We start from the raw sequence: 25310 nt of genomic DNA on the forward strand, positions 1-25310 counted from the left end.
CAACCCGCATGGACCGACTCTACCCGGAGCGTTTCCCCACCGAGGCCACGCTGCCAGCACGCCTGCTGCAGCAGGCCCGCTATACCGATGCCTGGCGTCTCCCGCTGCAACAGCCCGCGCTCAGCCCGCCAGCGCTGTTCCTCGCCGTGTTCGGCCACCGGCCCGGCTGGCTGAAAGGCCTGTTCCAGCTTCGCAACCTGCTGGTCCGCCCCTTTGGCCTGGCCACCAGCAGCCGCCAGCAACTCGACGCCCAGCCCGACCCCGCCCACTGCAAGGTGGGCGATACCCTGCTCGGCTGGACCCTCTACCACCTCAGCGAACACGAGCTGGTGATTGGCCGCGACAATCCGCACCTGGATTTTCGCGTCGTCATCCGCAAACAGACCAGCCCCACCGGCACCGACGCCCTGTTCGCCACCCTCTGCGCCCCCCACAACACCGCAGGCCGCGCCTACCTCCGCGCCATCCTCCCCTTCCACCGCCCCGGCTTCCGCTGGCTACTGGCAAGGGCGGTGAGGGCTGGGCGGCTGTAGGGGCTGCTGACCAAGCCCTTCCACAGCCCAAAGCGACACACCATGACACCATCCGCCCAGCCCTTCATCTCCTTCTGCGCCCTGTTTGGCGATGCGGAGGGCGAGCGCATGGTCTGGCCCTACATATATGGCACGTGCGGCGTGCTGGACCTGCTGGAGGAGCAGGTGTCGAGGGGGGGTTACAGCGAGCAGATTGACCTCATTCTGATCTGCCTTTTTGTAGAAGGCAGCGAGGACTGGTTCAAAATGCCAGCAGCCCCCCGGCTAGGCCGCCTCCGCAAGGATAAAGGCATCCGCTACGATGTCCCGCTACGCATCGGCCACTTCTTCCCGCTCTCGCCTGCCGACAAGCGGGACGTCCTCATCCAGCACATGCTTGATGCCGTCAACGCCTGCGAAACACGGTTCCGGAATGGCCGGGTCCCTTTTCAGGCCGAACTGCTGCGTAAAGACCTGATGCGTGCAATCCATGATTATCGCCAAAGACCGTTACCCGCAACCTGATCGAATGATGAACACCGGACCTGCCGGTAGCGCCGGCCGTGGCCTGCAACATACCAGCTCATGCCCCGTCACCTCATCAGGAGGCATGCCATGCAGAGCCCCCCTGAACCATTGGTCGGTACGAGTATAGCGGGCATTGTCATCTCCAGTACAAGCTGTCAGCATGCCCATGCTGCGACCTGTTTTCAGGCAGGGGCTGTTTCATGACTGCGTGCTGGGGTACATCCCGCTCTGGTGCGTGACCATAATGTTTCAGACAGGAGGTACAACGATGGGCAACAACCCGGTTGGCTGGTTTGAGATCTATGTACAGGACATGCCTCGCGCCAGGGCTTTTTATGAGGCTGTGTTTGCCGTCAAGCTGGACGCGCTGGAGGCGGGGGACATGGAGATGTGGTCTTTCCCGATGGACATGGCGCAGTATGGCTCGGGCGGAGCGCTGGTGAAGATGGAAGGCTGCCCCAGTGGCGGAGGGGGTACGCTGGTGTACTTCAGCAGTGAAGACTGTGCTGTGGAAGCGGCTCGTGCCGCACAGGCTGGGGGCAAGGTGTTCCGCGAGAAAATGTCCATCGGTCAGTACGGTTTCATTGCGCTGGTTACCGATACCGAGGGCAATATGATCGGACTGCATTCGCAACAATAAGCCCGGATACGGCCCCGCATGCCATGGTGGCGCGGGGCTATTTCACGCTCTGCCTAGTGAACGCTGCATCCACAGCTGCAACATGTCCGGGCCCCAGTAGGCATAGGGCAGGATCATCACGCTGCGGGTATCCGGTGCGGTGAGAATGGGGAAAACGCCACCCCGTAGAAAGCCATCCGGCAAGTGCTGACGGTAGACCATGAACGAGGAGGTTGCCATGTCCTCGGTCGCACCCAGGCTCGCCGGCAGATGCAGGCCGAAGCTACGTTCCAGCTCTTGGGTCACGCTGTCGGCCAGTGCTTGCAGCTCCGGGTTGTCCGGCTGGGTGTGCTTCAAGTCAAAAATAGCCTGCCCTACCGCCCGCAGCCGCTGTGGCGCTGCGTCAAAGTTGGGCTCCGGGCTATATACCAGCTGCGCCGGGCAATCCAGGTCTCCCCATTGGAACAACTGGGAGTTTGCCTGCACCAGTGCGCCCCACACCACGCGCCCACGCTGGACCAACAGGCGCTGCTCTTCCCACACCTTGAACAGCGGATCGCGACTCTCCATCCAGCGCGGTTGCGGGGCTGAAGCAAAACGCAGCTGCCGCACCCAGCCCGGCCAGCGTGTGAAACGGCGTCGACTGTCTGCGATCATCTGTTCAAGTGAAGGTGTGCTCATCGGTGGGTCAAATTAAAAGGTCATGATAAGGGTCACCAAACGGGGGCCCACTCCAGCTGGATGATCTCGTCGACGACTTTCCGGCACATGGCCTCAGCCGCAGCAGCAGTCGCTGCGGTACAGATCACATGCCCCAGCCGATCATACGAGTCGATCATCTCTCCAACCTCGTCCCCTGCGGCGCAGTTCAGGACCAGCTCCACCACACCGGGCAGGCGTCGTGCCTCATCGACACCGTGGATGGCCACGATCCGGCCAGGACGGCTGACCAGGAAGCGGATGGCAGCCGCTTGCTGGATATCGGGCTGAGTGATCTCGCCTTGCTGGAGGCAAAACCAACGCAAGGTCAGCTCAAAGACATCCACCTCCGTCGCCAGCTGTAGCAACTGGGCAATGCGATCACCGCCGACACGGGTGTGGGTTTCAACAATACGTGCGCCCGTACTGCCCAGTATCACTTCGGTATGTGAAGGGCCCTCCTGCAAGCCCACCCGATCCAGACAGTCGAACACCGCTTGTCGCAGTTGCTCCTGCTCCGTCGAAGACAACATGGCCGGGCCGACATGGCCGACCTCGATATAGGGGTTAGCCCAGCCCTCACCCAACTTGGCTTTCTGGTGGATGTTCAGCACGACATGGCGCCCGTGAAAGCTGAATGCTTCGACAGAGAACTCCGGCCCCTCGACAAAGCGCTCAACCATGTAGTCTTCACCCACACCATCAGCAGGAAACACCGTGCGAAGCAGCGCCTCGTCAAACTGATCCAGCCGGATCACCCCATAGCTGCCCATGCCCCGCTCAGGCTTCAGGATCACCGGGTAACCCTGCGCCTGTACGAAAGCCTGAAAATCCGCCACGGTGCTGACATGCTGTGCCGGGACCGAGTAGGGGCTGTCCGCCATGGCAGCCCGCATCTTCACCTTGTCGCGGGTGCATGCCACCACATCCGCAGGCACCATCGGCTCCAGACCCAGTTCAAGATTCAGCTGTGCTGCAAGCTGCAGGGCATTTTCGCCAAACGACAGCACCTGATCAAACGGGTCTTCCTTGTGAATGGCTTTGAGTACAGGCAATAGGCCGGGGTCTGTCAGAAAGTCCAGTCCCAGCCAGCGGGCCACCGCACGCCCTTCGTCCGGCATGCCTCGCTCCGGCCTATCCACCACCGTCAAACGAATGTCCAGTCGCGCTGCCGCAGCAAGCACTTCGGTCATCCCACCGATCAGCAATACATGTGGCATGGAGGTCCTCTTTATCGGCACCGCAACTGGGTTGTGCGCTGTCGTCATGTTGCTGTCAGCTGCAGATCACAATGAATCTGCAGGGCCTCGGTAGCATTACGGTGCAGCAGGAACCCCTGCTGCTGCAAGGCCTGTTGCACCTGTTGCACCACGGGCTGGAACCGGCTTACCCGCCGCGCCTGCCAGCTCGATGAAGTAAACACACCCAGCGGCAGCAGGCGTAAGCGACGGCCCTGCCAACGGATGGAAACATCGACATGATGACCATCCACATCATGACCATTGGCACCGAAGATATCGGCCACTTCGGCACGCCGCGCGGGGTACACCGTACGGAACACACCCATCCCGGCATAACGAAAAATCCGCCGCGCCAGGCCCAGACGGGCGCTTGGGGCTTCATAACCGCGGGTCAGGATCAGGCCTATCGAGTCCGGCAGACAGGCAGCCGCCTGCTGCAAGCGCAACCAGGCCTCTGGCGCCAGCGCCACTTGGCGTGCGGGCCAACGCGGTTGTACTTCGAGCCGCCCCTGCACGCCCCGCGGCAAGGTCATCAACGGCATGGTCAAATCAGGCAATGTCCTTTTCTGTCATCTTGACAGCCTTTCTGCAAATCACGTTCACTGATGCGGCTACCTGCAGCACCCAGCAGATGAGGCTTACCCTCTCAGCATGTGCTGACCTCGCATTGTAGGGGATATGCATGACGTTACAAACCTGGATACTGTTTGCTTTTGCCACCCTGGGGCTGTCACTGACCCCAGGGCCAAATGGCATGCTGGCGTTGTCGCATGGCGCGCTCTATGGGGTGCGGCGTACGCTGCTGACCATTAGCGGTGGTGTGCTGGGCTTTATTGTGCTGCTGGGGCTAGCGATGTCCGGCATCAGCGCCCTTCTGAAAACATCCAGTATCGCGCTGAGCTGGCTCACCTGGCTGGGGGCGGCCTGGTTGCTATGGCTTGGGGTTCAGCTGTGGCGCAGCCCGCCATTGACGCTGGACAATGTACATGCTGACCCGCGCGCGCACGGTTCGTTGTTCCTGCAGGGCTTGCTGTCTGCGTTATCCAACCCCAAGGTGTTGCTGTTCTTTGGCGCGTTCCTGACCCCATTCATCGCCCCATCCGCACCACTGCTGCCGCAGTTTGTGGTGATGGCACTCACCTTCGCCGTCATCGAATTCGGCATCGAGCTGCTGCTGGCTGTACTGGCGCAACGCATTCGTCCCTGGTTGCACCGGCTGGGTCACCGCTTCAACCAGATTTGCGCCGTGCTGTTTGGACTGATCGCGGTTGTGCTGGTCCTGGCGCACTGACCCACTATAGCCAGCGCTCCCCTGCGGGGGTCAACACGCGGGCTCGCAGGCGTGGCATCGCCTCCGGCGTATCTGCTTGCAGACAGGCATCCTGCAGAGGCAGGGTGTCCAGCAAAGCCTGCACTGCTGACGCCTGCGGGTGTGACCAGTGCAAGCCCAACAGTCTGACACCCTGATCCGGCAAGCGCTCAGCCGGGTGTATGCCCTCAGGCCATTCAATCAGCATGGGGAGTACACCGCCCCAGGGCATGCGTCCATCCTCAGGGATGCTGATTTGCCATAGCAGGTCACCTCGGCTCATGGCACATACCGTACCTACCTCCCCTTGCAACCGGGCAGCGGCGGCTTCTATCTCTACACTTCGGGCCACCCAAGCACGCAGCGCAGGCGTCGCCATCGCAGGGTCATCCAGCGCAAACCAGCGCGGGCGCTCAGGCGCGGCCAGATGCGGCGCAGGTGCAATCACTTCCAGATAGCAGCGCGGGCCCAATCGCAGCAGACGGTTATGGGTGCCCATCAGCACATGCTCACCGCCAGGCTGTAAAGGGACACCCAGCTGCGCGCTGACCCAGGCAACGCCTGCCTCCAGTGAGGCAGCCGTCACCGTCAGATGATCAATCCGGCACGGCGGGTGCTTACCAGTCACGAGGGGCCACCAGATCTTCTGCATCCGCCTGAGGAAAGCCGTAGCAGCGCGCAATCAACATGAATTCGCCTGCAATATCATCCCGTGCCACCGTCTCCAGATCACTCCCAGCATCCCAGAAAGCTTGCTGCAAGCGATTGAAGGCTTCGGTTGCGGCGTGCGTTAGCGCATACAGTTCCTCGAGATCCTGAGGCTGATTTTCCTCGATCGCCTCGCACAGTTGCTGCAGGATGCCCCGCCCCAGGTCCAGCACATGGGGCGGGTAGTACGGGTCGCGATACAGTTCGGCCAGAAAGGCATGGTGGCGCAACTCGGTATTGCTCAATGGCATGCTCACCCTCGCAATGCATACGTCTGATTCCAACTGTAGCGGCTTCTGCACCGGCTTGCCAGACTGGCTCACATGACAGCGGGCCGCTTGCAGCGTAAGCTGATGCCTCTCACTACGACAGGAGTACGGCCATGTCCCAACTCAAGGTACTCGGGCTTTGCGGCAGCTTGCGCAAGCATTCCACCAATATGGGTTTGCTCAAGTATGCCCAGGCACATGCCCCCGCCCAGATTGACCTGACCATTGCCGACCTGAGCGAGGTACCTTTTTACAACGCAGACCTGAGTACACCGCCCGCCGCAGCGGCAACCTTGCTACAGCAGTTTGAGGCCGCCGATGCACTGCTGCTGGCGTGTCCGGAATACAACTACTCGCTGGCACCGGCCTTGAAGAACGCACTGGACTGGGCCTCCCGCGCGCCGGAAAACCGGCTGCTCCACCATAAACCCGTGGCCATCATGGGTGCCGCGGGCGGCATGGGCAGTTCACGCGCGCAGTACCACCTGCGGCAAGTGTGCGTCTTCCTCAACCTGCATCCGCTGAACAAGCCGGAAGTGTTCAGCAATGCGTTCAGCAACAGCTTTGATGCCACCGGTCAGCTGGTCGACGAAAAGGTGCAGCAGCTGATTCAGCAACAACTGGCCGCCCTGTATGACTGGTCGGTACAACTGGGCTTCGGGCGGTCGCAGGCATGAGTTCAAGTTTGCTGGTGATCCTGACGCTGCTGCTCAGCATCGGGCTCACATTGAGCTATGTGGGCAGCCTGATTGCGATGCTGAGTGCCTTTGGTCAACGCAAACCGCTGGCTGGCCTGCTGATGTTGCTGTTGCCGCCACTGGCCCTGTTCTACAGCCTGCAGGATCGGGCAAAGCACCGCTATGCCCTGCGCTTGCTGACATTCGGGCTGCTCGCCCTGCTGCTCACGGCCTTGCTGGGTGCCTTGTTTGGCGACGCCCGCTTCTGGTCCTGGTTTTTTCAGGGCATGACCAGCAAGCCACCGGCCTGAAGCCATACCGGCAGCCCTATGGCGCCAGAAGTCAACGCAGGGCGGCGTCCAGCCCTGCGGCTTCATACTGCCCATCCTCCGCCGGATAGCGCAGCCCCTTCAGCCCCTGCGCCTTGGCCAGGGACCAGAGCAGGCTTTCACCCGCAGGCAAGGTATCCGGCGTCATCGCATAGAGGGGGTCAGCATAGGCTTGCCGGGGACTCACCACCTCCCAGCCCCGGCTGCGGAACAGCGTAATGATGCTGCGGATATAGGCCGCATTGAGGGCGTTGGTGTGCAGCAGCATCACATGCGAGGGGCTGCGGTGCAGTACGCTCTGTGCCAGTTGATCATAGTGCTGTGCGCGGTCCCACAGGTGGTTCAGGTAGGCGGCCTGCAAGGTGGGCAGGCGGTCGGTCTTGCCTTCTTTCAGCAGCTGCAGGAAACGCTCGTTGTAGTACCAGTCACTGGTATCAATACTGACCGCAGCAACTTGATAGCCATGCTCGCTCAGCCAGCGACGCACGCCATCCCTCTTCTCCAGGGTATCGCCCTCTTTCAGATAGGGGTAGCGGAAACGGGGCGTCCAGCCCGGCAGTACACTCAACAGCCGCTCAGCGCGCTGAATATCGGTGGTGTAGCGTGTCAGGGTCATGTCCTTGCCAGACAGACTCTTGTGGCAATGGGTGTGGTTACCGATCTGGTGGCCTGCCACTGACCACTGCCGCAGCAAGGCCATGCCCGCCTCACTCTCCACACGTTTGCCAGCAGGCAGGATCAAGCTCTGCACCTGCATGGCGGCCAGCCCGTCCAGCAGCTTCTGGTTCCAGACCGCTGCCTCTTCGGCCTCCTCAGGACTAAAGCCATCATCAAAGGTCAAGGCAAGGGTGTGTGCACAGAGCAGCCCCGGCAGAACCAGCAGAAAATACCCCAGCCAGCGAAACATGCGTCATCACTTTGTCATAAATATTTTGCATGCTAAACCATGCAGACAACTGTGCCAACTGAACGGCTGGCCAGTCCCGGCCTGAAGATGCCGGGCAATACGGCCTTGGCATGCCCCCCTTGCTGCGTCTATGATGAGCCATGGATGCACGACTCGACACCATCCTGTCGCCCGTTTACCTGCTGATTGTCCAAACCCGCCCAGAACGGAGTTGCCATGTCCAGTGCTGTTGTGGTCACTGATCGTGAAACCATTCTTCCCGACAATACCTTCATCTATTCCCGCACCGACTTGCGCGGCATTATTGTCGAAGCCAACCATGCCTTTGCCGAGATCAGTGGCTATGTGCCGGAGGAGCTGATTGGCAAGCCGCACAATGTGGTACGGCACCCGGACATGCCGAAGGAAGCCTTTACCGACCTGTGGCGTACCCTGAAAGCCGGCCGCCCTTGGCGTGGCATGGTCAAAAACCGGCGCAGTGATGGCGGCTACTACTGGGTGGTAGCCAATGCCTCACCGGTGCGTGAAAACGGTCAGGTGATCGGCTATCAGTCGGTGCGGACCAAACCCAGCCGCGAGCAGATTGCCGAAGCGGAAGCCATCTACCGCCGCATCCGCGAAGGCGACAAAAGCCTGAGCATTGAGCAAGGCCGTGTGGTACGCAAGCTGCCTGCTTGGCTGGACTGGCTGATGAGCCTCTCCGGGCACATGGCTATCCTCGCTTTTGTGTTCGGCCTGCATGCCTTGTTTGGCCTGTTCGACATCCTGCAAATTCATACACCGGCATGGATGGGGGATGGTCTGGACATGCTGTCGATCCCGATTTTCCTCTACATCGTGCTCTTTTTCATCCCCAAGCTGAACCGAGATGTCCACACCATCGACGATTACTTTGAAAAAGCGCTGCAGACCGGGGAGCTCGCCGGCGAAATGAATCTGAGCCGGCGCGACCAGCTGGGCCGGGTGGCCAGGCAGGCCTATGGGCTGGTCTCGTCACTGCGCGCCGCCTTGCTATGCGTGCAAGATGCCACCGTCCAGGTAGCCCGAGCCAGTAGCGATATGGGGGAGCAGGTCACCCAGGTAGAACAATCCGCGCATGAACAGAACCGGGCTACTGGTTCTACCGCTGCCGCGCTGGAAGAAATGTCCGCTTCGGTGCTGCATGTGGCCGAGATGGCCGGTAAGGCCGGTGCGTCAACCCGCGAAGTCGGGCAACAAGCCCAGCACAGTGCGGACACCGCCAATCAGGCAGCGGCGGGTATCTTGCGGCTGGCCGACACGGTCAAAGCCTCATCCCGCACCGTAGAAGCGCTGGGGCACAGCTCCACCGAGATCGGCAATATTGCCAGCCTGATCAAGGAAATCGCCGGGCAAACCAATCTGCTGGCCCTGAATGCCGCCATTGAAGCCGCGCGTGCAGGTGAACAAGGCCGAGGCTTTGCCGTGGTGGCGGATGAAGTACGCAAGCTGGCGGAACGCACCACCTCGGCCACCGGGCAGATCGATGAATTGATCGGCAAGATTCGGCAAGATGCCGAGCAAGCGGTCAGCAGCATGCAGAGCGGTGCGCAACAGGTGGAAGACAGCGTGCAGAAGGTGGAGGAAGCCCGCCAGTCGCTACAGACTATCAACACCCATATGCAGCTGACCGTGACCGAGGTCAATGGCATCGCCAACGCGGCGCATGAAGAAAGCCAGGCCATGGGCAGCATCTCGCAAGATGTCTCGCAAGTGGTATCACTGACCGACTCCACCCTGCATGCAGTGGAAGCCACCCGTGACGAATTTGCCAAACTCAACCGGGTACTGGAGCGCATGCAGCTCTCAGTCAAGCAGTTCCGCCTGTAACCCTCTCGCTTAGTACCGGCCCCTGCGGGGGCCAGTACCGGAACCTTCATGCCTGAATCTTCGTTGCAGATACGACCGGCTCTGCCCGCCGAGTATCCGGTGATTGCCCGCCTGCATGCCGATAACTGGCAGCATGCCTATGCCGGGCAACTGTCGGCAGCGTGGCTGACCCATCATGTTCACGCTGACCGCTTGCAATGCTGGCAGCAGCGCATGGCACAGATCGACCCAAGTCAGCGGGTATGCCTGGTAGAAGCGGATGGGCTCGCCATTGGCTTTGCCTGCCTTTATCTGCAACATGACCCGGCGCGGGGGCACTATCTGGATAACCTGCATGTGCTGCGTCACTGGCAAGGCCGTGGTATCGGCAGGCAGCTGATGCAGGCTATTGCTGCGATGTGCCAGCAGGATGATCCCAGCCAGGGCTTGTACCTGTGGACCACCACACAGAATCATGCCGCCCAGCAGTTTTATCAAGCCATCGGCGCACGCTGTGAGGGCGAATCCGTGTGGGAAGCACCAGACGGCAACCGCATCCCCTGTGTGGGTTATCAGTGGAGCGCAGCTCAGCTGGCTGCCGCAGAGACTTTCATGCAAAATGCATGAATGAACCGAATTATTCCCTTACTATGCCTGCTGCTGGCGGCTTGCCAGGATCAGGCTAACCACACTGCGCCGCCCGCCAGTACCGCAGATGTTGTTCTGCCCACGCCAGAACATACGGTTTCCGGTGATTTTCTGCTGACCGCAGAGGCCCGGCAGCTCGAGCCGCTGAACGGTATCCGCCATATCATAATTCACTGCAACTGCGAGAAGCAGGATGTCGTCCGCGACGATCAGCTCAGCCAGCTGATGCTGGACATATCAGGCGAGAACGGCAGTACAGGCTACCATGGAGAGCAAAGGGTTCCCGAGCGGATGCAGCCGCGTGATCTGCTGTTTGACCGGAGCGTTCAAGGCGATACGCTGACCCTGCAAAGCCGGGAGTGGCTGTTCATGCACCACTTCACCCGGATCACCCGCTTGCAGGTCCGGCTGCCCAGCCGGGTCACCCTGCGGTTTGTACCCTGGAGCGAAGAAGCGCTGTACCGGCGCAGTCCGTTCAACTCGCCGTAAACGGCGGCTGCTGCTGATGTTCCTGCTGCCACTTGCGCCACCACTGGGGAAAGGCCTCGGCAGGCATGGGCCGGGCAATGCTGTAGCCTTGCCCATGATCGCAGCCCAGGGCCCGCAGCAAGGCCCATTGTGACGGGTCTTCCACCCCCTCTGCGGTCACATGCACCCCAAAGCCCTTGCCGAGTGCGGCGACCGAGCGCACGATGGAGGCATCGCGGCTGCCCGCCTGCAGTTGCCGCACAAACATCTGGTCAATCTTGATCTCGGCGATGTCCATTTCCCGCAAATAGCCGAGGGAGGTATAGCCTGCACCAAAGTCATCGACCGAAATGGCCAGCTGGTTGCTGCGGAAGGCTTCCAGTACCGTCATGGCCTGATTGGGATTGGCGATCAGCGCCGTTTCGGTCAGCTCGATCACCAAGGCTTCGGGGGGCAAGCCCAGCTCGTACAGCCGACTGGTCAGACGGGTCAGGAACTGGGCATCGTCGATCAACCGGGCAGAGAGGTTGACGGACACCGGGAACTGCCAGCCCTGCGCACGCCACTGTACCGCCTGCTGCATGGCCTGCTCGAAAATCATGTCATTGAGCGGATGGATGATGGACGCCCGCTCTGCCACCGGGATGAACTCTGCAGGCGAAATATTCACCCCCTCCCGCGTGCGCCACCGTACCAGCGCCTCCACCCCCACCAATTGACCATCTTGCAGGCTGATCTTCGGCTGGTAGTGCAGGAAAAGCTCCTGCCGCTCCAGCGCTTCGGACAAGCGATGCGCCAGCAACACCGGGCTGGGCTGCGGCCCGCCGCTGGGTCGCAGGTCGCTGTACAGCATGTAACCCCGGCTGCCATGCTTGGCCGCCGCCATCGCATCGTCGGCCTGGGTCAGCAGGTCGCGCCGGTTATTCCCATTGTGTGGGTAGAACACGATGCCGATGGAGATGTCGATGCTGACCACCTCGCCACCCACCGCGATCGGCTGACGGATGACGCTGCAGATTTTCTCGGCCAGCTGCACCGCATCTTCCGGTGTCTCCATTTCCACCAGGGTAGCGGCAAACTCATCCCCGCCCAGGCGGGCAAACAAGTCGCTCGGGCGGGCGACAGACTGCAATCGTCTCGCCACCTCGACCAGCAACTGATCTCCAGCCTCATGCCCCAAACGGTCATTGACCTCCTTGAACAGATTCAGGTTCAGCAGGAACAGGGCAAAGCTGTTGCGCGAGGTACTGCGTGACGCCGCAAAAAACAGATTCTCAAGATGATCAAAAAACAGGTTGCGGTTCGGCAAGCCCGTCAGCGGGTCGTACAGGCTCATCCGCCGCAGTTTCTGCTCGGCTTCCGCCACCTCCTGCATCAGCTTCTGGTGGTGCAGACCATTGTCGATGGCATTAAGCAGCCTCTCCGCATCAATCTGGTGTTTGGTCAGGTAGTCGAACACCCCTCGGCGCATGGCCTCGGCTGCAATATTGTCGTCACCCAGCCCGGTGACCATGATCACCGGGAAATCCGGCCCCAGCTTGCCCTGCAGGCTAGGCAGCAGTTCCATGCCGTTGATGTCACCCAGCTGATAGTCCAGCACCACACAATCAAATACCCCGCTGATCAGGCGGGACAGCGCCTCTTCACCGGAGCTGGCTTCGGTAACATCCGCATCGCGTGAGGAACGGTTGAGCAGCCGCGTCAGACGCTCACGATCCACATCGTCGTCATCGACGATGAGGATGCGCAGCCGCGGCAGCTCATTAGAGGGATTCATAGCACACTCACACTACCGTGATATTCATCCAGCAGGCGTGCCAAGCGGCTAAACTGGGGGCCCACTGCCGACTTCACCATGTACCCCGCAACATGATGGTGATAAGCACGGGTTTTGTCGGTGTCGGCATCCGAAGTGGTCAAAATAAACACAATCAGGTTACTCAGGTCAGGATCATTTCGGGTCTCTTCAAGAAACTCAAACCCATTCAACCGCGGCATGTTGAGGTCCAGCAGCACCAGCATGGGGCGCTTGATCGACCGCTCAGGATGCTGCCCTCGCAGAATATCCAGCGCGACCTGACCATCTTCTGCCAGAACCACTGTGCAGTTCAGATTGTATTTGCGTAAACTGCGCAACACCGCCTCGGCAGCCACATCATCATCTTCGACCAACAGAATATCGAGATTCACTGCGTACTCCCTGTTTGTACACGCTGCTGAAAGCGCGGCCACCAGAAACGAAACTCCGCGCCCCGCCCTTCACCGGCGACACCGGTATGCACTTCAATCCGTCCGCCGTGGCTCTCCACCAGCCGACGGGTAATGGCCAGCCCGATGCCTGAGCCTTGCCGGGCCGAGGCAGAGGCGGTCTGAAACAGCATGAAAATACGTTCCAGACTGGCCTCAGGGATGCCTGGCCCATCATCTGCCAGGCGGAAACAGCAGTAGGCGTCTTCCTCCGTCACCCGTAAGCGAAGGTGTCCTTGTGACCGGTCATGGTGTTTGATGGCATTGCTGATCAAGTTGCGCAGCACCGTTTCCAGCGGGGTGCGTGCGCCCGGAAACGGACTGACGCGGATATCCCGCTCCAGCACAAAGCCCTCAGGTATGGGGCTCATCTCCAGAATATTGTCCAGCAATGCCTGGGGATCAACCAGTACCAGCTCGGTACTGGCTTTGCCGGCCCGCGCATAGGTCAGCAAGTCATCAATCACCCGCCCCATACGTGCCACCCGGCTGCGTATGCGCTCCAGATTGTTGCCCAGTTTGTCGTATTCGCCGGCTTGCAGGTCCTCCTGCATCCACTCTGCCAAGTCTCCAATACCTTGCAGGGGGGAGCGCAGGTCATGCGAGGCCACGTAGGTGAATTGCTCCAGATGGGCATTGGCTTGCCGCAATGAATCCTCAACCCGCTTGCGGGCTGAGATATCGGTGACCACCGCCATCACCATCTGCTGACCATCCCACACCAGCGGCGCCAGGCCGACTTCCACCGGAAACTCGCTGCCATCGCGGTGTCGCCCCATCAGGTCACGCCCCATGCCCATGCGGTGATGCCGAGGCGCACGGCTGTACGCGGTACGCAAGGGAGGGTGCCCCGCCACATGGCGTTCCGGAATCAGGATTTCGACGGCTTGCCCGAGCAGCTCGTCGGTTCGGTAGCCAAACGCCTGCGCCACCAGATGGTTCAGGAAGCGGATGCAGCCATCCTGGCTGACCACCAGCACCCCATAGGGCGCAGCCTGTACCAGGTCACGGAAAGAGTGCTCAATCTTGCGCCGCTCGCTGATGTCCACCACCGAGGCCAGCACCCCCTGCCCAGAAGGGGTCTGCACGGGGGCCAGACCGATTTCCAGCGGAAACTCGCTGCCATCGGCACGGCGCCCAAACAGCTCGCGCCCCACCCCCATGCGGCGTGCCTCAGGCTGGACGGAGTACATGGTGCGCATGCCTGCATGTCCATTGCGATAGCGTTCAGGCAGCAACACTTCAATCAACTGCCCGGTCAGGCTGCCGGCTTCGAAACCAAACATGGTCTCGATCGCCGGGTTGGCTTGCAGGATATGACCACCGTCATCCACCAGCAGCAAGCCCACCGGAGCAGCCGCCAGCATAGGGTCGGCCCAGCCTTGCCGGGGCGCAGCTTGCGGCAAGGCCATCAGCAAAACCTGCTGGCCCGCCTGCTCTCCCATCCGGGCGGTTAGGCACAAATTTGGTGCCCCGGCCAGGCTGAGCTGCACATTGCCCTGACTATCCGGTTCACTCAACGCACTGATGAAGTCAGCCCGCGAATGGCCGGGGCCTACCGGGATACCCAAGGATGCCAGCCATTCACGCAACGGGGCGTTCAGATAGCACACTTGTGCTTCATCCAGCACCAACACCCCTTGGGTCAGCTGATCGGTAACCCACTGCAATGCAGGGGAACATACCGTCCCGACTTGATTGTGTTCCAAAGCATGGCTCCTTGCGGATCCACAGGCTAAACCGGCCTGCATGCTTTGGTATGGTAATCTGCTGCAGAAAAAGCAAGATCAACTGGACGAGTGGACAGCCCAGTCAGGCCAGTGCGCCCACGGTGAACCGCATGCCGTGTCCGGTACCGATCTCTGGTGTCAGCACCACCCCATAGGCACGCTGCAGCGGCCCGGGCAGCAAGACCGCCTCGGGTCGACCCCAGCCCAGCAGCTGGCCGTTTGCCAGCAAAGCAACCTCATCAGAATAACGGGCGGCCAGTTCAAGATCATGCAGTACCTGCACAACCGTGCGCCCTGTCCGGGCCAGCTTTTGCAACAAGCGCTGCAAGGCATGTTGATGTTTCAGGTCCAGATGATTGGTCGGCTCATCGAGCAACAGACACGGCGTCTGCTGCGCCAGCGCCCTTGCCAGTGCCGCGCGCTGGCGCTCGCCACCAGACAGGCGCGACAAAGGCTTGTGCATCAAGGGCAGCAGCTCCACCTGCTGCAAGGCGTGCTCCAGCAGCTGCCGGTCCGCAGGCGGTAAAGGTGTCCAGCTGTCGCGGTGCGGGTGGCGCCCCAGTGCTGCGTACTCCAGCACCGTGAAGGGTAGCGAGTAGTCCGGATGCTGTGCCACCCAGGCCATCTCCCGTGCCCGCTGCACCGCATCAAGGCGGGACAGGGGCTGCCCCTGATAGTCCACCCGACCGACCGCCACTGGCAACAAGCCTGCCAATACCCGCAGCAGGCTGGTTTTGCCTGCACCGTTGCAGCCCAGCAGCGTCGTCAGCCGTCCCGGTTGAATCTGGCAACTGACCCCTTGCAGCACCGGTTTGCCACCACGCGCCACGGTAACCGTGTCCAGTTGCCAGCCGAGGGTGATGGGTATCATGCGGCCTCCTTGCGACGTTGCTGCCGCCACAGTAACAGTACAAAGCACGGCGGCCCGATAAAGCTCACCAGAATACCCACCGGCAGGTCCAGCGGGTAAGCCACGGTACGCGCCAGAGTATCCAGCACCAGCAGCAACAGCGCGCCACCCCATGCTGACAAGAGAATGAGCCGACGCCGACTGCCCCCACTAAACAACGCCACTCCGTTGGGCACCAGAATGCCAATAAAGCCAATAATGCCGGCCAAGGCGACCGCCGCGCCGATGCACAGCGCCGTCCCCACAATGGTCAACGCGCGCACCCGGCTGACTTCCACCCCCAGCAATTGGGCTGCATCATCCCCCAGCAGCAGTACATCCAGATTACGCGCTTGCCAGCACAGCAGCAGCAAACCCAGCACCACGCATGCCAGCGCGGGCAGGTAATCGCTGAAACGAGCGGCGGACAGATTGCCGGATAGCCAGGCCATGGCGCCACGCAAGGCCAGATCATCGGACAGAAACAGCAACAGGCTTATACCCGCGCCGCAGGCCGCCCCCACCATCAGGCCGATCAGCAGCAAACCCCCGGTACCACCACCCACCCAGCGATGCAGCAGCAGGATGAACAAGGTGGTGAGCACGCCGCCACCAAACGCCACCAGCGGCAACGACAGCGCCACCATGCTGCCGGTGCCTGCCGTCACCAGCAACAGCACCACGCCCAAAGCAGCCCCGCCACTGGTGCCCAGCAGACCAGGGTCCGCCATCGGATTGCGGAAAATGGCTTGCAAGGCAGCGGCACTGGCAGCCAGTGCAGCACCGACCAGCAAGGCTGAGGCCATGCGCGGAAGCCGAATGTGCCGCAGCAGTGGGTCTTGCCAGTCTGGCCAGACCCAGCCCTCCCCGCCCTGACCTGCCGCCCACAGCAGAAGCAGTACACTGCCGAGCAATGCCAACGCTTGTGGCATACCCGGCAAACGTACCTTCTGAACCGCGGCCCAAGCGAGGGTCGTCATCACAGAGCCTGCAGACGACGAACCACGGCCGGGCTATTCAGCCCAACGGCAAATACATCCAGCACATCCATCTCGAACAGCTTGTGCTGTTTGACGGCAGGCGTGTCTGCCAGCTCTGGCCGTGCCGCCAGCGCCTCCAGCGAACCGTACACAGGCCGGTTGTGGCGCGCCACAATCACCACATCGGGCTGCAATGCCTGCCACACCTCCCGGTTGAGGCGAGTCATACCGCTCCACTGGCCTGCCACATTGACGCCGCCAGCAGCACGAATCAGCAGGTCTGCCGCCGTATCCCGGCCGGCAATCATGGTCCCGTCGTAGCTAATCAGGAAACGTCGTCCTTTGGCATTTACCGCTATCATGCCCTGCTGCCAGCGCTGCGCCAACTGCTCCGCAGCCTCACCGCGCCCAAGCAACTGCCCGGTCTGCCGGATCAGCGCCGGGAAATCGCTGCCATCCGGCTTTGTTCCCAGCAGATGCGCATTGACGCCCATGTCACGCAGCTGCTGCCAGATGACAGGGGGCTGCGCCAGCTCGCTGCCGAGTACCAGCGTGGGCTTGGCCTTGATGATCGGCTCCACCGTCAACGCCCGGGAAAAACCGATCACCGGCACCTTGCGCAGCGTTGCAGGTTTGAGGGCGTTGCGATCACGCCCGACCAGCTCGTTGCAACGCCCCAGTGCGCACACCAGCTCGGCCATATCGGGCGTCAGCGCAACGATGCGCTCCGCCGCCATGGTAGGCAGGCTGCCCAGCAGCAGCCCGGTCAGCAGCAGTTTACGCAGCATGGCTCAGTTCCTGTGGCAGTTCATCGAGCAATGCGCGCCAGCCTTCCAGCTCCGGTTGGCCGGGCTTGCGCTCGCCAAACAGGGTCGCGATGATGCCGCCCTCACCGTCCAGCAACTCCAGCGAACTGACAATGCCGTCATCGGTCGGCTTGCGTACCACCCAGGCCTCGGCGATGGCGTCCTGCCGCAGGTGCAGGTTAAAGCCGGGGTCCAGCACATTGATCCACGGACCCATCGGTTCGATGCGCTGCACTGGTCCGCTGTGGATCTGGATCATGCCGCGATTACCGACAAACACCATGATGGGGAGACTGCGTTCTGCTGCGGTACGCAACACCCGATCCAGCGCATCCGCGCCCACCCGCCAGGTAAAACCCTCTGGCGCAAAGCGCAGCGCTTGACGGCGGGATACCTCAAAACGGCGGGTCAGCCCAAAGAACTGGTGGGTATCGGTCAGGTCCTTCCAGCCTTGCTGGAAACCAGCCACGTCGATCGACTCGTCCGGTGTTTCGCCTGCTTTGGCGACGACGGGCTCGAACTGCAGCGCTTCACCATCGAATTCGGTGAATTCATCCACCAGCGCCTGCCAGGCCACGGCATCGCTGCCTGCGCGCTGAAACACCTTGTGTACCGCTTCACCGTGGCGATCGAAGAACTGCAAGCTATGTTGCTCGCCCTCGCCCTTGGGCTCGGTCAGTGCAAATGCGCAATACCAGTGGCTGAAGAAAATGCGCAGGTCGATCACCCCCAGGGTCAGCCCGACTTCAGCGCTGCCCTTCAGCTCGCCGTACTGGCCCACTTTCTCATGCACTGCCGCATCATTGCGGGTGAGTGCCATCACTTCGCCCAGCTGGTGAAAGCGCCCCAGCAAACCAGTCCAGTCCGACTTCAGCCGACAGCTGCCCGGCATCACCGCTACCAGCTCGGCTTCACTCACGCCCAGTTTCTCGGCGGCATCACGCTGGCGCAGCTTGGCACCGCTGGCCAGCAGGTCTTGCCAGGCTTGCAGCAGGGCTGCACCGTTCAGGGTCTGTGTCATGTTGTTCCCCTCCAAAAGCGATCCCCCGTTGACGGACGGGGTAGCCGGGCCACCGAAGCAGCCAGTTCAGGTTCAATCAGAAGCGGGCTTCAAGCGATACGGCAAAGGTGCGGCCAGGCTGGGTGTAGCGATCCAGCACCGTGCTATTGGCCGCCACACCGCGCACGTCCGACCACAGCCAGTACTTGCGGTTGGTCAGGTTGTAAATGCCAAAGCGCAGGGTGGTCTGCTTGCCGAGATTGACGTGGCCACTCAGGTCCAGTGTGTTGAAGGATGGTGTGCGGTAATACACCACCGGCTGCGAGCCGGTCGCATCGGCGACCCGACGTTGGGCATCAACATGTACCCAGTCCAGACCCAGCCCCCAGTCGGCATTGGCATACGCCAGGCCCAGCGTGAACTTGGCGGGATCAACCGAATTGAGTGGTGCGCCATTGTCTTCCGACTGGCCACGGGTGTAGCCATAGGCCGTGCGTAACGTCCAGTTGCGCATGAAGGCCCAGTCGGCCCGCAGTTCCAGCCCTCGGGTGCGCACCCGGCCGATGTTCTCGTTGCGGTATTCCGTGGAAATACCGTTGCCGTTGGTATCCCCTTTGTTCAGCGGCACCGCTTCAATGAAATCGCGGTAGCGGGTCTGAAAAGCCGTCGCGGAGAAGGACACACTGTCCCACTGTCCGCGCAAGCCCAGCTCCATGCCTTTGCTGCGCTCAGCCTTCAGCGCCGCATTGGGGAAAATCTCGTACTGTCCGGCCGCATTGACAAACGCCGTCGCGGTGGCGTCATACGGCGGGTTGCGGAAGCCTGCTGCCAGTTGCCCAAACAGGGTCAGGTGTGGGTCCAGCTTCCACTGCATTGCCAGTTTGGGGGTCCAGGCACTGTCGCTGTAGTCCTGAACCTTCTGCCCCGAGGTATTGGCACGCGCAAAATCGGCATCGGGCGACAGTCTCAGGCGATAGCGGTCGTAGCGAAGTGCCGGTTGCAGCGTGAAACGATCGCTCAGGGCGATGGCGTCCTGCATGAAGACACCGATGCGATCCACCTGAGCATCCGGGAAAATCTTGCTCGGATAGGTTTCGCCTGCCACGGTCTTGTTGATCGTGCCAGTAGCCAGGTTGATTTCCGAGCGGTCGCGCGGACGGCGAGTTTCAGTGCGGCTGACATCCAGACCATAAACCAGATCATGGCTGACCGAGCCCCACTGCAGGCCCTTCTGGAACTGCACATCCATGCCCAGCATGTCCTGCTCGAAACGGCTGTCGGTCAGTCGCAGACGGTTATTGCTGCGCCGTTCGCTGGCGGTTTCATGAAAGCGCAGCTGCTGGATATAGGTATTGAGCTTGAGGTGGTCGAACAATGCGGTATTGCCATCGTATTCATAGCCCAAGCCCAGGCGGCTGCGTTCACTGCGGTCATCGCCTTGGCTGTCCAGAATGTTGATGACCGGGCCGCCACCTGCTGCCACCCCGCGTTCTGACAGCAAATTGGTTTGGCTATAGCGACGGAAGTGATCCAGTGTCAGGGAGAGACGATGCCCCTGCCCCAGATTGCGCTCCAGCGTGGCCAAAATACCCGTACTGTTCCAGTCTTGCGGGTTGGGTGTCGTGCGCTTGCTCTTGGCCGTCAGGTCGCTGGCATCGTTGCTGCCCTGATTTTGCCGTTCCTCACCTTCACGGCGAACCAGTTGCAGCAGCGTCGCCCAGTCCTGGTTGCGCCAAGCTAGCGTCGCACTCAGCCCCTTGCGCTGGTCTTGGCCATCAAAGCTGGCCTTGGCACGGAATGCCACCTTGCCGGGTTCGGTGGCGACATCTTCGGGCCGCAAGGTGCGCAAAGCCACCACACCGCCCATGGCATCACTGCCATAGGCTCCGGAGAACGGACCCTTGACCAGCTCCACCCCGGCCAGACTGTCCGGGTCCAGCAGGTCACGTCCGGAAATGGCCGAGCCACCACCCCGATATTCATCCGGCAGCCGGACCCCATCCACCAGCATCAATACCCGGTTGCCTTCAATACCACGGATGGTGACACTGCCATTGCCGCGCCGGATCAGCTCCGTCGGCAGGCTGACATTAGGTTCAAGCTTGAAGACATCCTTGGTGTTGACCACCTGGCGGCGGTCCAGCTCACTGCGAGGCACCAGACTGACGTTGGTCGCCGTGTCTTCTGCATCGGTGGCCACACGGTTAGCCACCACACTCACACTGCCCGGCGATGCGACTACCGGCGCTTCATCTGCAAGCGCTGGCACTGCAGCAGCCAGCATCAATCCGGCCAGCGGCCAGCTATCCTTTACAGCCATATACCCCCCGATGACGGTCGTGCCGTCATATTGCATATCGCGTGGCGGGCTGGCTGGTACTACAGCGGGCTGGCTAGGCGTTGTGTAAGGGTGCTCAGGGCACCTTGGTCAGGATCAATTTGTCATTGCGCGTCCAGCGCAGCAGGTAACGTTCCCCCCGATGCTCAATCAGCACCTCCCGTGATGCAGCAAACAGCGCCTTACTATCCAGCATGGGTAGCGCGGGCCGTGTCGCGGGGGCCTGGGTATTGACTTGGGGCTGACGTACTTGATCCATGTCACGAATGATAATAATTTTCATTGCTATATGCAAGTTTTACAAAGCACCTTGATCATTTTGCAAAACCGCACAGCGTTGCCCTGCCCCATTGCGCGGCAGGGATAGGCAAATCAACAACCCATTGGCATAATCGGACTATCCCTGCCTGAGGTACGCCATGTCTACCCCATCACGCTCCGCATTCACAGATATACCGTTTCTGCTACTCTTCATTCTGACACTGCTCAATGCATTGGTTGGTCGCCCACTGTGGCTGGCCATACAGAGCAGCCAGGCATGGCGCAATGGTGTCGCGGACATCTTGCAAGGCAGCATGACCCTGCTTTTGCTGTTGATGCTGCTGATACGCGGCCTGCAACTGAAGAAACAAAAGCCACCACACCATTAATCGTTTCATGACCACCCCAGGTCAAACAGGAGGGCAGATGCTGCGCATGGTGTTCTGCATGTGCCTGCTATGGTGGACGCTGCCCGCGCACGCCACCCTGCTGGAGGTCGTCACCGAGGAAGGCCCGCCCTTGCAATATCTGGAGCAAGGCCAGATTCGGGGGGCGGGTGCCGAGTTTGTAGAACGTCTGCTGCACCGGGCAGGCTATTCATACCGGCTGAGCATGGTGCCGTGGGCCCGGGCCGAGCTGATGGCCACAACCCAGCCGAATGTCCTGATTTTTTCAATCGCCAGAACCCCCATACGGGAAAGCCAATATCAATGGATCGGGCGTTTGCTCACAATCCAGTATTCACTATTCCGCCTGGGTAGCCGGGGAGACATCCAGCTTGAGCGGCTGGAGGATGCCAAGGTCTGGCGGATCGGCGTGGTCAAGGGCGATGTACGGGCCAATTGGCTGCGGGATCAGGGCTTTGCTTATGCCAGTGGCACAGGGCCTGGTCTGGAGGAGGCGCCCACCCCTTTTGATAATCTGCGCAAGCTGCAAGCGGGCCGGGTCGACTTGATCCCCAGTTCCACCCTGGGTCTGGTGGGCTTTTGCCAGCAAACCGGCCAGCGTTGTGACCAGCTTCTGCCCATTCTGGACCTGCCGTTTCGTGCCGAACTCTACCTGGCAGCCAGCCAGGGCACCGCTCCCGACATCCTTGACCGGCTGCGCAAGGCCTATGGCCAACTGGTCAAGGATGGCAGTTATGATCGCATGCTGGGTGGTTATCAAGCGCAGTAACCGTACGTCGGCCCCGCTGTTCACCGGCGAATGCGCGCCCTACACTGACAACCGTTGACCAGATGCTCTTTGGTTACCATTAGGCAAACCCGCCTACACTGCACGTCATGCATTTACTCATTATTGAAGACGACTTTGACCTTGGCATGGCGCTGCAACAGGCGCTGAAGTCCGAGGGTTTTACCAGCGAATGGCTACGCCGCATTGCTGATGTCAGCAATGCCATCAACATGGCGGACTACGCCTGCGTGCTGCTGGACCTGACCTTGCCGGATGGCAGCGGCTTTGACTTGCTGCGCCGCTGGCGCAAACAGGAATTGACCGTGCCCATCATTGTGATGACCGCACGGGATGGCCTGCAGGATCGGCTGGACGGGCTGGATGGCGGTGCCGATGACTTTGTAGTCAAACCCTTTGCGGTGGCTGAACTGATTTCACGCATCCGGGCCGTGCAACGGCGCTATGCCCAGCAAAGCAGCGAAGTGTGGCGCATTGGCGAGCTGGAAATTCATCCGCGCCGTCACCTGGTCCAGTTATCGGGTGAACCGGTGGAATTGTCGCGTCGGGAATTCCAGCTGCTGCAAGAGCTGGCACGGGATGCGGGCAGTGTGGTGGCCAAGGGCGCGCTCTCACAGCGGCTGGAGCCGCTGGGTGATCCGGTGGACTTCGCCACGCTGGAGGTCCACCTCTCCAACCTGCGCCGCAAGATCGGTGCGGAGCGGATCCGTACCCTGCGTGGCATTGGCTACATGCTGGTAAAATAACACTTTCCACGCCCGAGGACTGTCCTCTGATCCCCGTCGCCCACCATCCGGAGCGCCGTGCCAGCATCTGGTCCCGTCTCAGGGCCAGTGTGCGTCAATGGCGCCTGCCCAGCCTGCGCCGACGGGTGCTGGTGGGGCTGCTGCTGTCTGTTTTCCTGCTCTGGCCCATCCTGATTCTGGTGGGCTATCTGGAGATACAAAACGAAGCCCCCCCCTTGAAACAGGTCAGTATGGCCATGCAAAGCGTGGTGGCCCAGATCGACGATAAAGCGCCGATCGAGGTGATCTGTAGCCGCATTCTGGCCCAGCAGAAACTGCTGGAAGCGCTGACCCCCAATACGGCAGATGATGCGGTCCTGCTCTGGCAGGTCAAACACGAAACAGCCGGCATGCTGCTCAACCTTGGCAGAAGCTACCGGCTGCCGGATACGGACTTGATCGATGGCAACCATCGCTTGCAGATTGGCGATGCCAGCTTTGATGTTCTCCAGGTCACCAAAGGCCCATGGCGTATCCGCCTGGGGCTGACCTCGGTTACGGACTTGCGCTTGCTGTGGATGCTGGGCAAGGACATCTGGATTTACCTGATGGTCGCCTTTCTGGTGCAGCTGATCCCGATGTTCATCGCCGTGAGTGGCGGCATCCGGCCACTGCGGCAATGGAGCCAGCGTATCGCCGAGCGCAAGCCCGACGACCTGCGGCCTCTGGAAGAAGCCGCACGCTATAGCGAGCTGGAGCCGATGTCGAATGCGCTCAACACCCTGCTCTGTCAGCTGCGCGGCAAAATGGACCAGGAACGGGCTTTTGTGCAAAACGCGGCGCATGAGCTACGTACCCCGATGGCCGTCATCTCCACTCAGGCCCACGTGCTGGCGAGTGCGACGGATGATGACACTCGCCAGCAAGCAAAACTGCATCTGGAGCATGCGGCCCATCGGGCCTCCCATCTGATTGGTCAGTTGTTGCAGCTGGCCCAGCTGGAGACCGACCATGCCCCTCGTCCTGCGCAGCAGCTGGATGTGGCGCAGCTCTTGCGCCTCTCGCTCGCCCAGCTCTTCCCACTGGCAGAGCGCAAGGCTCAGGAACTCTCCCTGCAGGCCCCGGACCAGCTGTGGGTGACGGTGGAACGGGATGCCTTGCAATCCATCATCGACAACCTGATCGGCAATGCCATCCGCTATGTGCAGGAAGGCGGTTCCATCGCCGTCTCGCTCAACCTGGAAGGCGCATATTGGCAATTGCAGGTCAGCGATAATGGCCCCGGCATCCCGCTGGCTGACCGGGTACGCATCTTTGAGCGCTTCTATCGGGTGGCCGACAACACCCAGCCTGGCACAGGGCTTGGACTGGCCATTGTCAAAGCCGCCTGCCAGCGACTGGGGGGAAGCATCCAGCTCGGAGATGGCCCGGAAGGGCGTGGTACCTGCTTTACCGTTCAGATACCGATGCAGGCGCTGACACATTGAACAGCTGACAGGCACATCCCGCCCTCTGTTAAACTGTCGTTCCGTCAGTCTTCCAGAGCATGCTCATGCGCCATGTCTACCTGATGCTGTGTGTGGCAGGAACCGTGTGGCCTTTGGCCCATTTCTTCCCTTTTGTGCAAGCACACGGTCTCGACATCCCGTACTTCCTGCAGCAGCTGTGGGTCAATGACATTAGCCGTTTTTTCGCTGCCGATGTGGTCTGCTCAGCGGTCTGCTGTGTCAGCTTCATGGTCGCAGAGGGTCGGCGCATTGGCATGCGGCAGCCTTGGCGGGCGGCATTGGGGCTGATGGTAGGCGTCTCGCTGGCCTTGCCCCTGTTTCTGTGGCTACGCCAGCGTCATCTGGAGCAGCAAGGCCGACTGGCGCTGGCCTGACACACGGCTAGCCGTGCTGAGCCCTGTCCGTCCTGGACAGGTAGTACTGCCCGGCATGGGAAAACAGCATGCCGATACAGGTGGTCTGTTCGATTTGGGCAGCATCAATCGCCGCCAGCAGCTGGCTGCCATAGCGCAATGCCTGTTCGACCCCGGCCACTGCGATGGCCTGTGACCGGTACAAGCGCTCATCCCAGCGGCAAACAAACTCACCACTCTCAGCATATTGCACCACGTAGCCCAGAAACAGGGCCTCTTCCGGCAACCCCAGCAGCGACCGCGCCGACGACTCCACACAGGGCCGCACCCCAGGGGAATGGGGATGCCGCTCGGAGCGGGGTGGCTCGGTAAACGCTGACAGCATCATGCTCATGGCCGTTCTCGCTTGACTGGGTATGGCAATGCAATATTCATACGTCTTGCCCTGCATGCATATTAGTACATTATCCTAAAAAAAATACAAACGCATACATCCGTCCGTCTACGGATAGACGGCCCGCCAAGCCAAGCAGCCGCT

Annotated in this window: 30 protein-coding genes; 14 read left to right on the top strand and 16 right to left on the bottom strand. The window is 61.0% G+C overall.

Going from position 1 to position 25310, the window contains the following annotated elements; all coding sequences use genetic code 11:
- Nucleotides 1-8: 8 nt before the first annotated feature.
- From HF682_RS10980 to HF682_RS10990, 3 genes are all read left to right on the top strand, one after another.
- Nucleotides 9-533: a DUF2867 domain-containing protein gene (locus tag HF682_RS10980; protein WP_168877333.1), complete on the top strand. Its 525-nt coding sequence runs from the start codon at nt 9-11 to the stop codon at nt 531-533.
- A 42-nt stretch (nt 534-575) separates the two neighbouring features.
- Nucleotides 576-1037 (top strand): hypothetical protein, encoded by a 462-nt coding sequence (locus HF682_RS10985; RefSeq protein WP_168877334.1) that lies wholly within the window; start codon nt 576-578, stop codon nt 1035-1037.
- 271 nt (nt 1038-1308) lie between these two features.
- Complete coding sequence (locus HF682_RS10990) at nt 1309-1680, top strand: VOC family protein (RefSeq protein ID WP_168877335.1); 372 nt, start codon at nt 1309-1311, stop codon at nt 1678-1680.
- Nucleotides 1681-1722: 42 nt separating this feature from the next.
- Here the strand turns inward: HF682_RS10990 and HF682_RS10995 are convergent, their stop codons facing one another.
- From HF682_RS10995 to HF682_RS11005, 3 genes are read right to left on the bottom strand one after another with little or no spacing between them, the layout of a single operon-like run.
- Complete coding sequence (locus tag HF682_RS10995; RefSeq protein ID WP_168877336.1) at nt 1723-2340, bottom strand: hypothetical protein; 618 nt, start codon at nt 2338-2340, stop codon at nt 1723-1725.
- Between the two features lie 32 nt (nt 2341-2372).
- Entirely contained in the window at nt 2373-3578 is a 1206-nt protein-coding gene (locus HF682_RS11000) for an ATP-grasp domain-containing protein (protein WP_168877337.1), read from the bottom strand.
- A 44-nt stretch (nt 3579-3622) separates the two neighbouring features.
- Complete coding sequence (locus HF682_RS11005) at nt 3623-4141, bottom strand: hypothetical protein (RefSeq protein ID WP_205882030.1); 519 nt, start codon at nt 4139-4141, stop codon at nt 3623-3625.
- 140 nt (nt 4142-4281) lie between these two features.
- Between HF682_RS11005 and HF682_RS11010 the strand changes: the two genes are divergently transcribed.
- On the top strand, nt 4282-4890 hold the full coding sequence (locus HF682_RS11010) for a LysE family translocator (protein WP_168877338.1): 609 nt from the start codon (nt 4282-4284) through the stop codon (nt 4888-4890).
- A gap of 4 nt (nt 4891-4894) precedes the next feature.
- Here the strand turns inward: HF682_RS11010 and HF682_RS11015 are convergent, their stop codons facing one another.
- The gene (locus HF682_RS11015; RefSeq protein ID WP_205882031.1) at nt 4895-5536 is read right to left on the bottom strand and encodes a VOC family protein; all 642 of its coding nucleotides are present in this window, start codon (nt 5534-5536) and stop codon (nt 4895-4897) included.
- Nucleotides 5526-5867: a DUF5713 family protein gene (locus HF682_RS11020; protein WP_168877340.1), complete on the bottom strand. Its 342-nt coding sequence runs from the start codon at nt 5865-5867 to the stop codon at nt 5526-5528. Before HF682_RS11020 ends, HF682_RS11015 begins: the two co-directional genes overlap by 11 nt.
- Nucleotides 5868-5998: 131 nt before the next feature.
- Here HF682_RS11020 and HF682_RS11025 point away from each other — a divergent pair, with 131 nt between their 5' ends.
- A complete protein-coding gene (locus HF682_RS11025; protein WP_168877341.1) occupies nt 5999-6562 on the top strand; it encodes an NADPH-dependent FMN reductase in 564 nt (187 codons plus the stop codon).
- The gene (locus HF682_RS11030; protein ID WP_168877342.1) at nt 6559-6873 is read left to right on the top strand and encodes a hypothetical protein; all 315 of its coding nucleotides are present in this window, start codon (nt 6559-6561) and stop codon (nt 6871-6873) included. The genes HF682_RS11025 and HF682_RS11030 overlap by 4 nt, the downstream gene beginning before the upstream one ends.
- A gap of 31 nt (nt 6874-6904) precedes the next feature.
- On the opposite strand, the gene HF682_RS11035 is transcribed toward HF682_RS11030, so the two are convergent.
- Nucleotides 6905-7798: a polysaccharide deacetylase family protein gene (locus tag HF682_RS11035; protein WP_168877343.1), complete on the bottom strand. Its 894-nt coding sequence runs from the start codon at nt 7796-7798 to the stop codon at nt 6905-6907.
- 216 nt (nt 7799-8014) lie between these two features.
- On the opposite strand from HF682_RS11035, the gene HF682_RS11040 reads away from it, so the two are divergent.
- From HF682_RS11040 to HF682_RS11050, 3 genes are read left to right on the top strand one after another with little or no spacing between them, the layout of a single operon-like run.
- A complete protein-coding gene (locus tag HF682_RS11040) occupies nt 8015-9646 on the top strand; it encodes a methyl-accepting chemotaxis protein (protein ID WP_168877344.1) in 1632 nt (543 codons plus the stop codon).
- A 48-nt stretch (nt 9647-9694) separates the two neighbouring features.
- On the top strand, nt 9695-10252 hold the full coding sequence (locus HF682_RS11045; protein ID WP_168877345.1) for a GNAT family N-acetyltransferase: 558 nt from the start codon (nt 9695-9697) through the stop codon (nt 10250-10252).
- Nucleotides 10253-10762 carry a hypothetical protein gene (locus tag HF682_RS11050; protein ID WP_168877346.1) on the top strand — a complete coding sequence of 170 codons (510 nt, stop codon included), beginning with the start codon at nt 10253-10255 and terminating at the stop codon, nt 10760-10762.
- Here the strand turns inward: HF682_RS11050 and HF682_RS11055 are convergent.
- From HF682_RS11055 to hemP, 9 genes are all read right to left on the bottom strand, one after another.
- Nucleotides 10749-12518, bottom strand: coding sequence for a putative bifunctional diguanylate cyclase/phosphodiesterase (locus tag HF682_RS11055; RefSeq protein WP_168877347.1), 1770 nt, complete (start codon nt 12516-12518; stop codon nt 10749-10751). The two genes, HF682_RS11050 and HF682_RS11055, sit on opposite strands and share 14 nt — an antisense overlap.
- Nucleotides 12515-12931 (bottom strand): response regulator, encoded by a 417-nt coding sequence (locus HF682_RS11060; RefSeq protein ID WP_168877348.1) that lies wholly within the window; start codon nt 12929-12931, stop codon nt 12515-12517. The genes HF682_RS11055 and HF682_RS11060 overlap by 4 nt, the downstream gene beginning before the upstream one ends.
- A complete protein-coding gene (locus HF682_RS11065; RefSeq protein ID WP_168877349.1) occupies nt 12928-14697 on the bottom strand; it encodes a sensor histidine kinase in 1770 nt (589 codons plus the stop codon). The genes HF682_RS11060 and HF682_RS11065 overlap by 4 nt, the downstream gene beginning before the upstream one ends.
- Nucleotides 14698-14800: 103 nt before the next feature.
- Entirely contained in the window at nt 14801-15589 is a 789-nt protein-coding gene (locus HF682_RS11070) for an ABC transporter ATP-binding protein (protein WP_168877350.1), read from the bottom strand.
- Nucleotides 15586-16587 carry a FecCD family ABC transporter permease gene (locus HF682_RS11075; protein ID WP_240947230.1) on the bottom strand — a complete coding sequence of 334 codons (1002 nt, stop codon included), beginning with the start codon at nt 16585-16587 and terminating at the stop codon, nt 15586-15588. Before HF682_RS11075 ends, HF682_RS11070 begins: the two co-directional genes overlap by 4 nt.
- Nucleotides 16587-17375: a heme/hemin ABC transporter substrate-binding protein gene (locus HF682_RS11080; protein WP_168877351.1), complete on the bottom strand. Its 789-nt coding sequence runs from the start codon at nt 17373-17375 to the stop codon at nt 16587-16589. Before HF682_RS11080 ends, HF682_RS11075 begins: the two co-directional genes overlap by 1 nt.
- The gene (locus HF682_RS11085; RefSeq protein WP_168877352.1) at nt 17365-18414 is read right to left on the bottom strand and encodes a hemin-degrading factor; all 1050 of its coding nucleotides are present in this window, start codon (nt 18412-18414) and stop codon (nt 17365-17367) included. Before HF682_RS11085 ends, HF682_RS11080 begins: the two co-directional genes overlap by 11 nt.
- A 76-nt stretch (nt 18415-18490) precedes the next feature.
- Nucleotides 18491-20713 carry a TonB-dependent hemoglobin/transferrin/lactoferrin family receptor gene (locus HF682_RS11090; protein ID WP_168877353.1) on the bottom strand — a complete coding sequence of 741 codons (2223 nt, stop codon included), beginning with the start codon at nt 20711-20713 and terminating at the stop codon, nt 18491-18493.
- A 94-nt stretch (nt 20714-20807) separates the two neighbouring features.
- Nucleotides 20808-21014: a hemin uptake protein HemP gene (hemP, locus tag HF682_RS11095; RefSeq protein ID WP_240947231.1), complete on the bottom strand. Its 207-nt coding sequence runs from the start codon at nt 21012-21014 to the stop codon at nt 20808-20810.
- A gap of 136 nt (nt 21015-21150) precedes the next feature.
- Between hemP and HF682_RS11100 the strand changes: the two genes are divergently transcribed.
- The 5 genes from HF682_RS11100 (at nt 21151) to HF682_RS11120 (ending at nt 24793) form a co-directional block, all read left to right on the top strand.
- Nucleotides 21151-21381, top strand: coding sequence for a hypothetical protein (locus HF682_RS11100; RefSeq protein ID WP_168877354.1), 231 nt, complete (start codon nt 21151-21153; stop codon nt 21379-21381).
- A gap of 37 nt (nt 21382-21418) precedes the next feature.
- The gene (locus tag HF682_RS11105; RefSeq protein ID WP_168877355.1) at nt 21419-22168 is read left to right on the top strand and encodes a substrate-binding periplasmic protein; all 750 of its coding nucleotides are present in this window, start codon (nt 21419-21421) and stop codon (nt 22166-22168) included.
- A gap of 107 nt (nt 22169-22275) precedes the next feature.
- On the top strand, nt 22276-22932 hold the full coding sequence (locus tag HF682_RS11110) for a response regulator (protein WP_168877356.1): 657 nt from the start codon (nt 22276-22278) through the stop codon (nt 22930-22932).
- A gap of 89 nt (nt 22933-23021) precedes the next feature.
- A complete protein-coding gene (locus HF682_RS18005; RefSeq protein ID WP_168877357.1) occupies nt 23022-24398 on the top strand; it encodes a sensor histidine kinase in 1377 nt (458 codons plus the stop codon).
- A gap of 65 nt (nt 24399-24463) precedes the next feature.
- Nucleotides 24464-24793, top strand: coding sequence for a DUF2834 domain-containing protein (locus tag HF682_RS11120; RefSeq protein WP_168877358.1), 330 nt, complete (start codon nt 24464-24466; stop codon nt 24791-24793).
- A 7-nt stretch (nt 24794-24800) separates the two neighbouring features.
- Here HF682_RS11120 and HF682_RS11125 read toward each other — a convergent pair whose 3' ends face one another.
- A complete protein-coding gene (locus tag HF682_RS11125) occupies nt 24801-25166 on the bottom strand; it encodes a hypothetical protein (protein ID WP_168877359.1) in 366 nt (121 codons plus the stop codon).
- Nucleotides 25167-25310: the final 144 nt, after the last annotated feature.

The organism is Leeia aquatica, assembly GCF_012641365.1.
Taxonomy (GTDB): Bacteria; Pseudomonadota; Gammaproteobacteria; order Burkholderiales; family Leeiaceae; genus Leeia; species Leeia aquatica.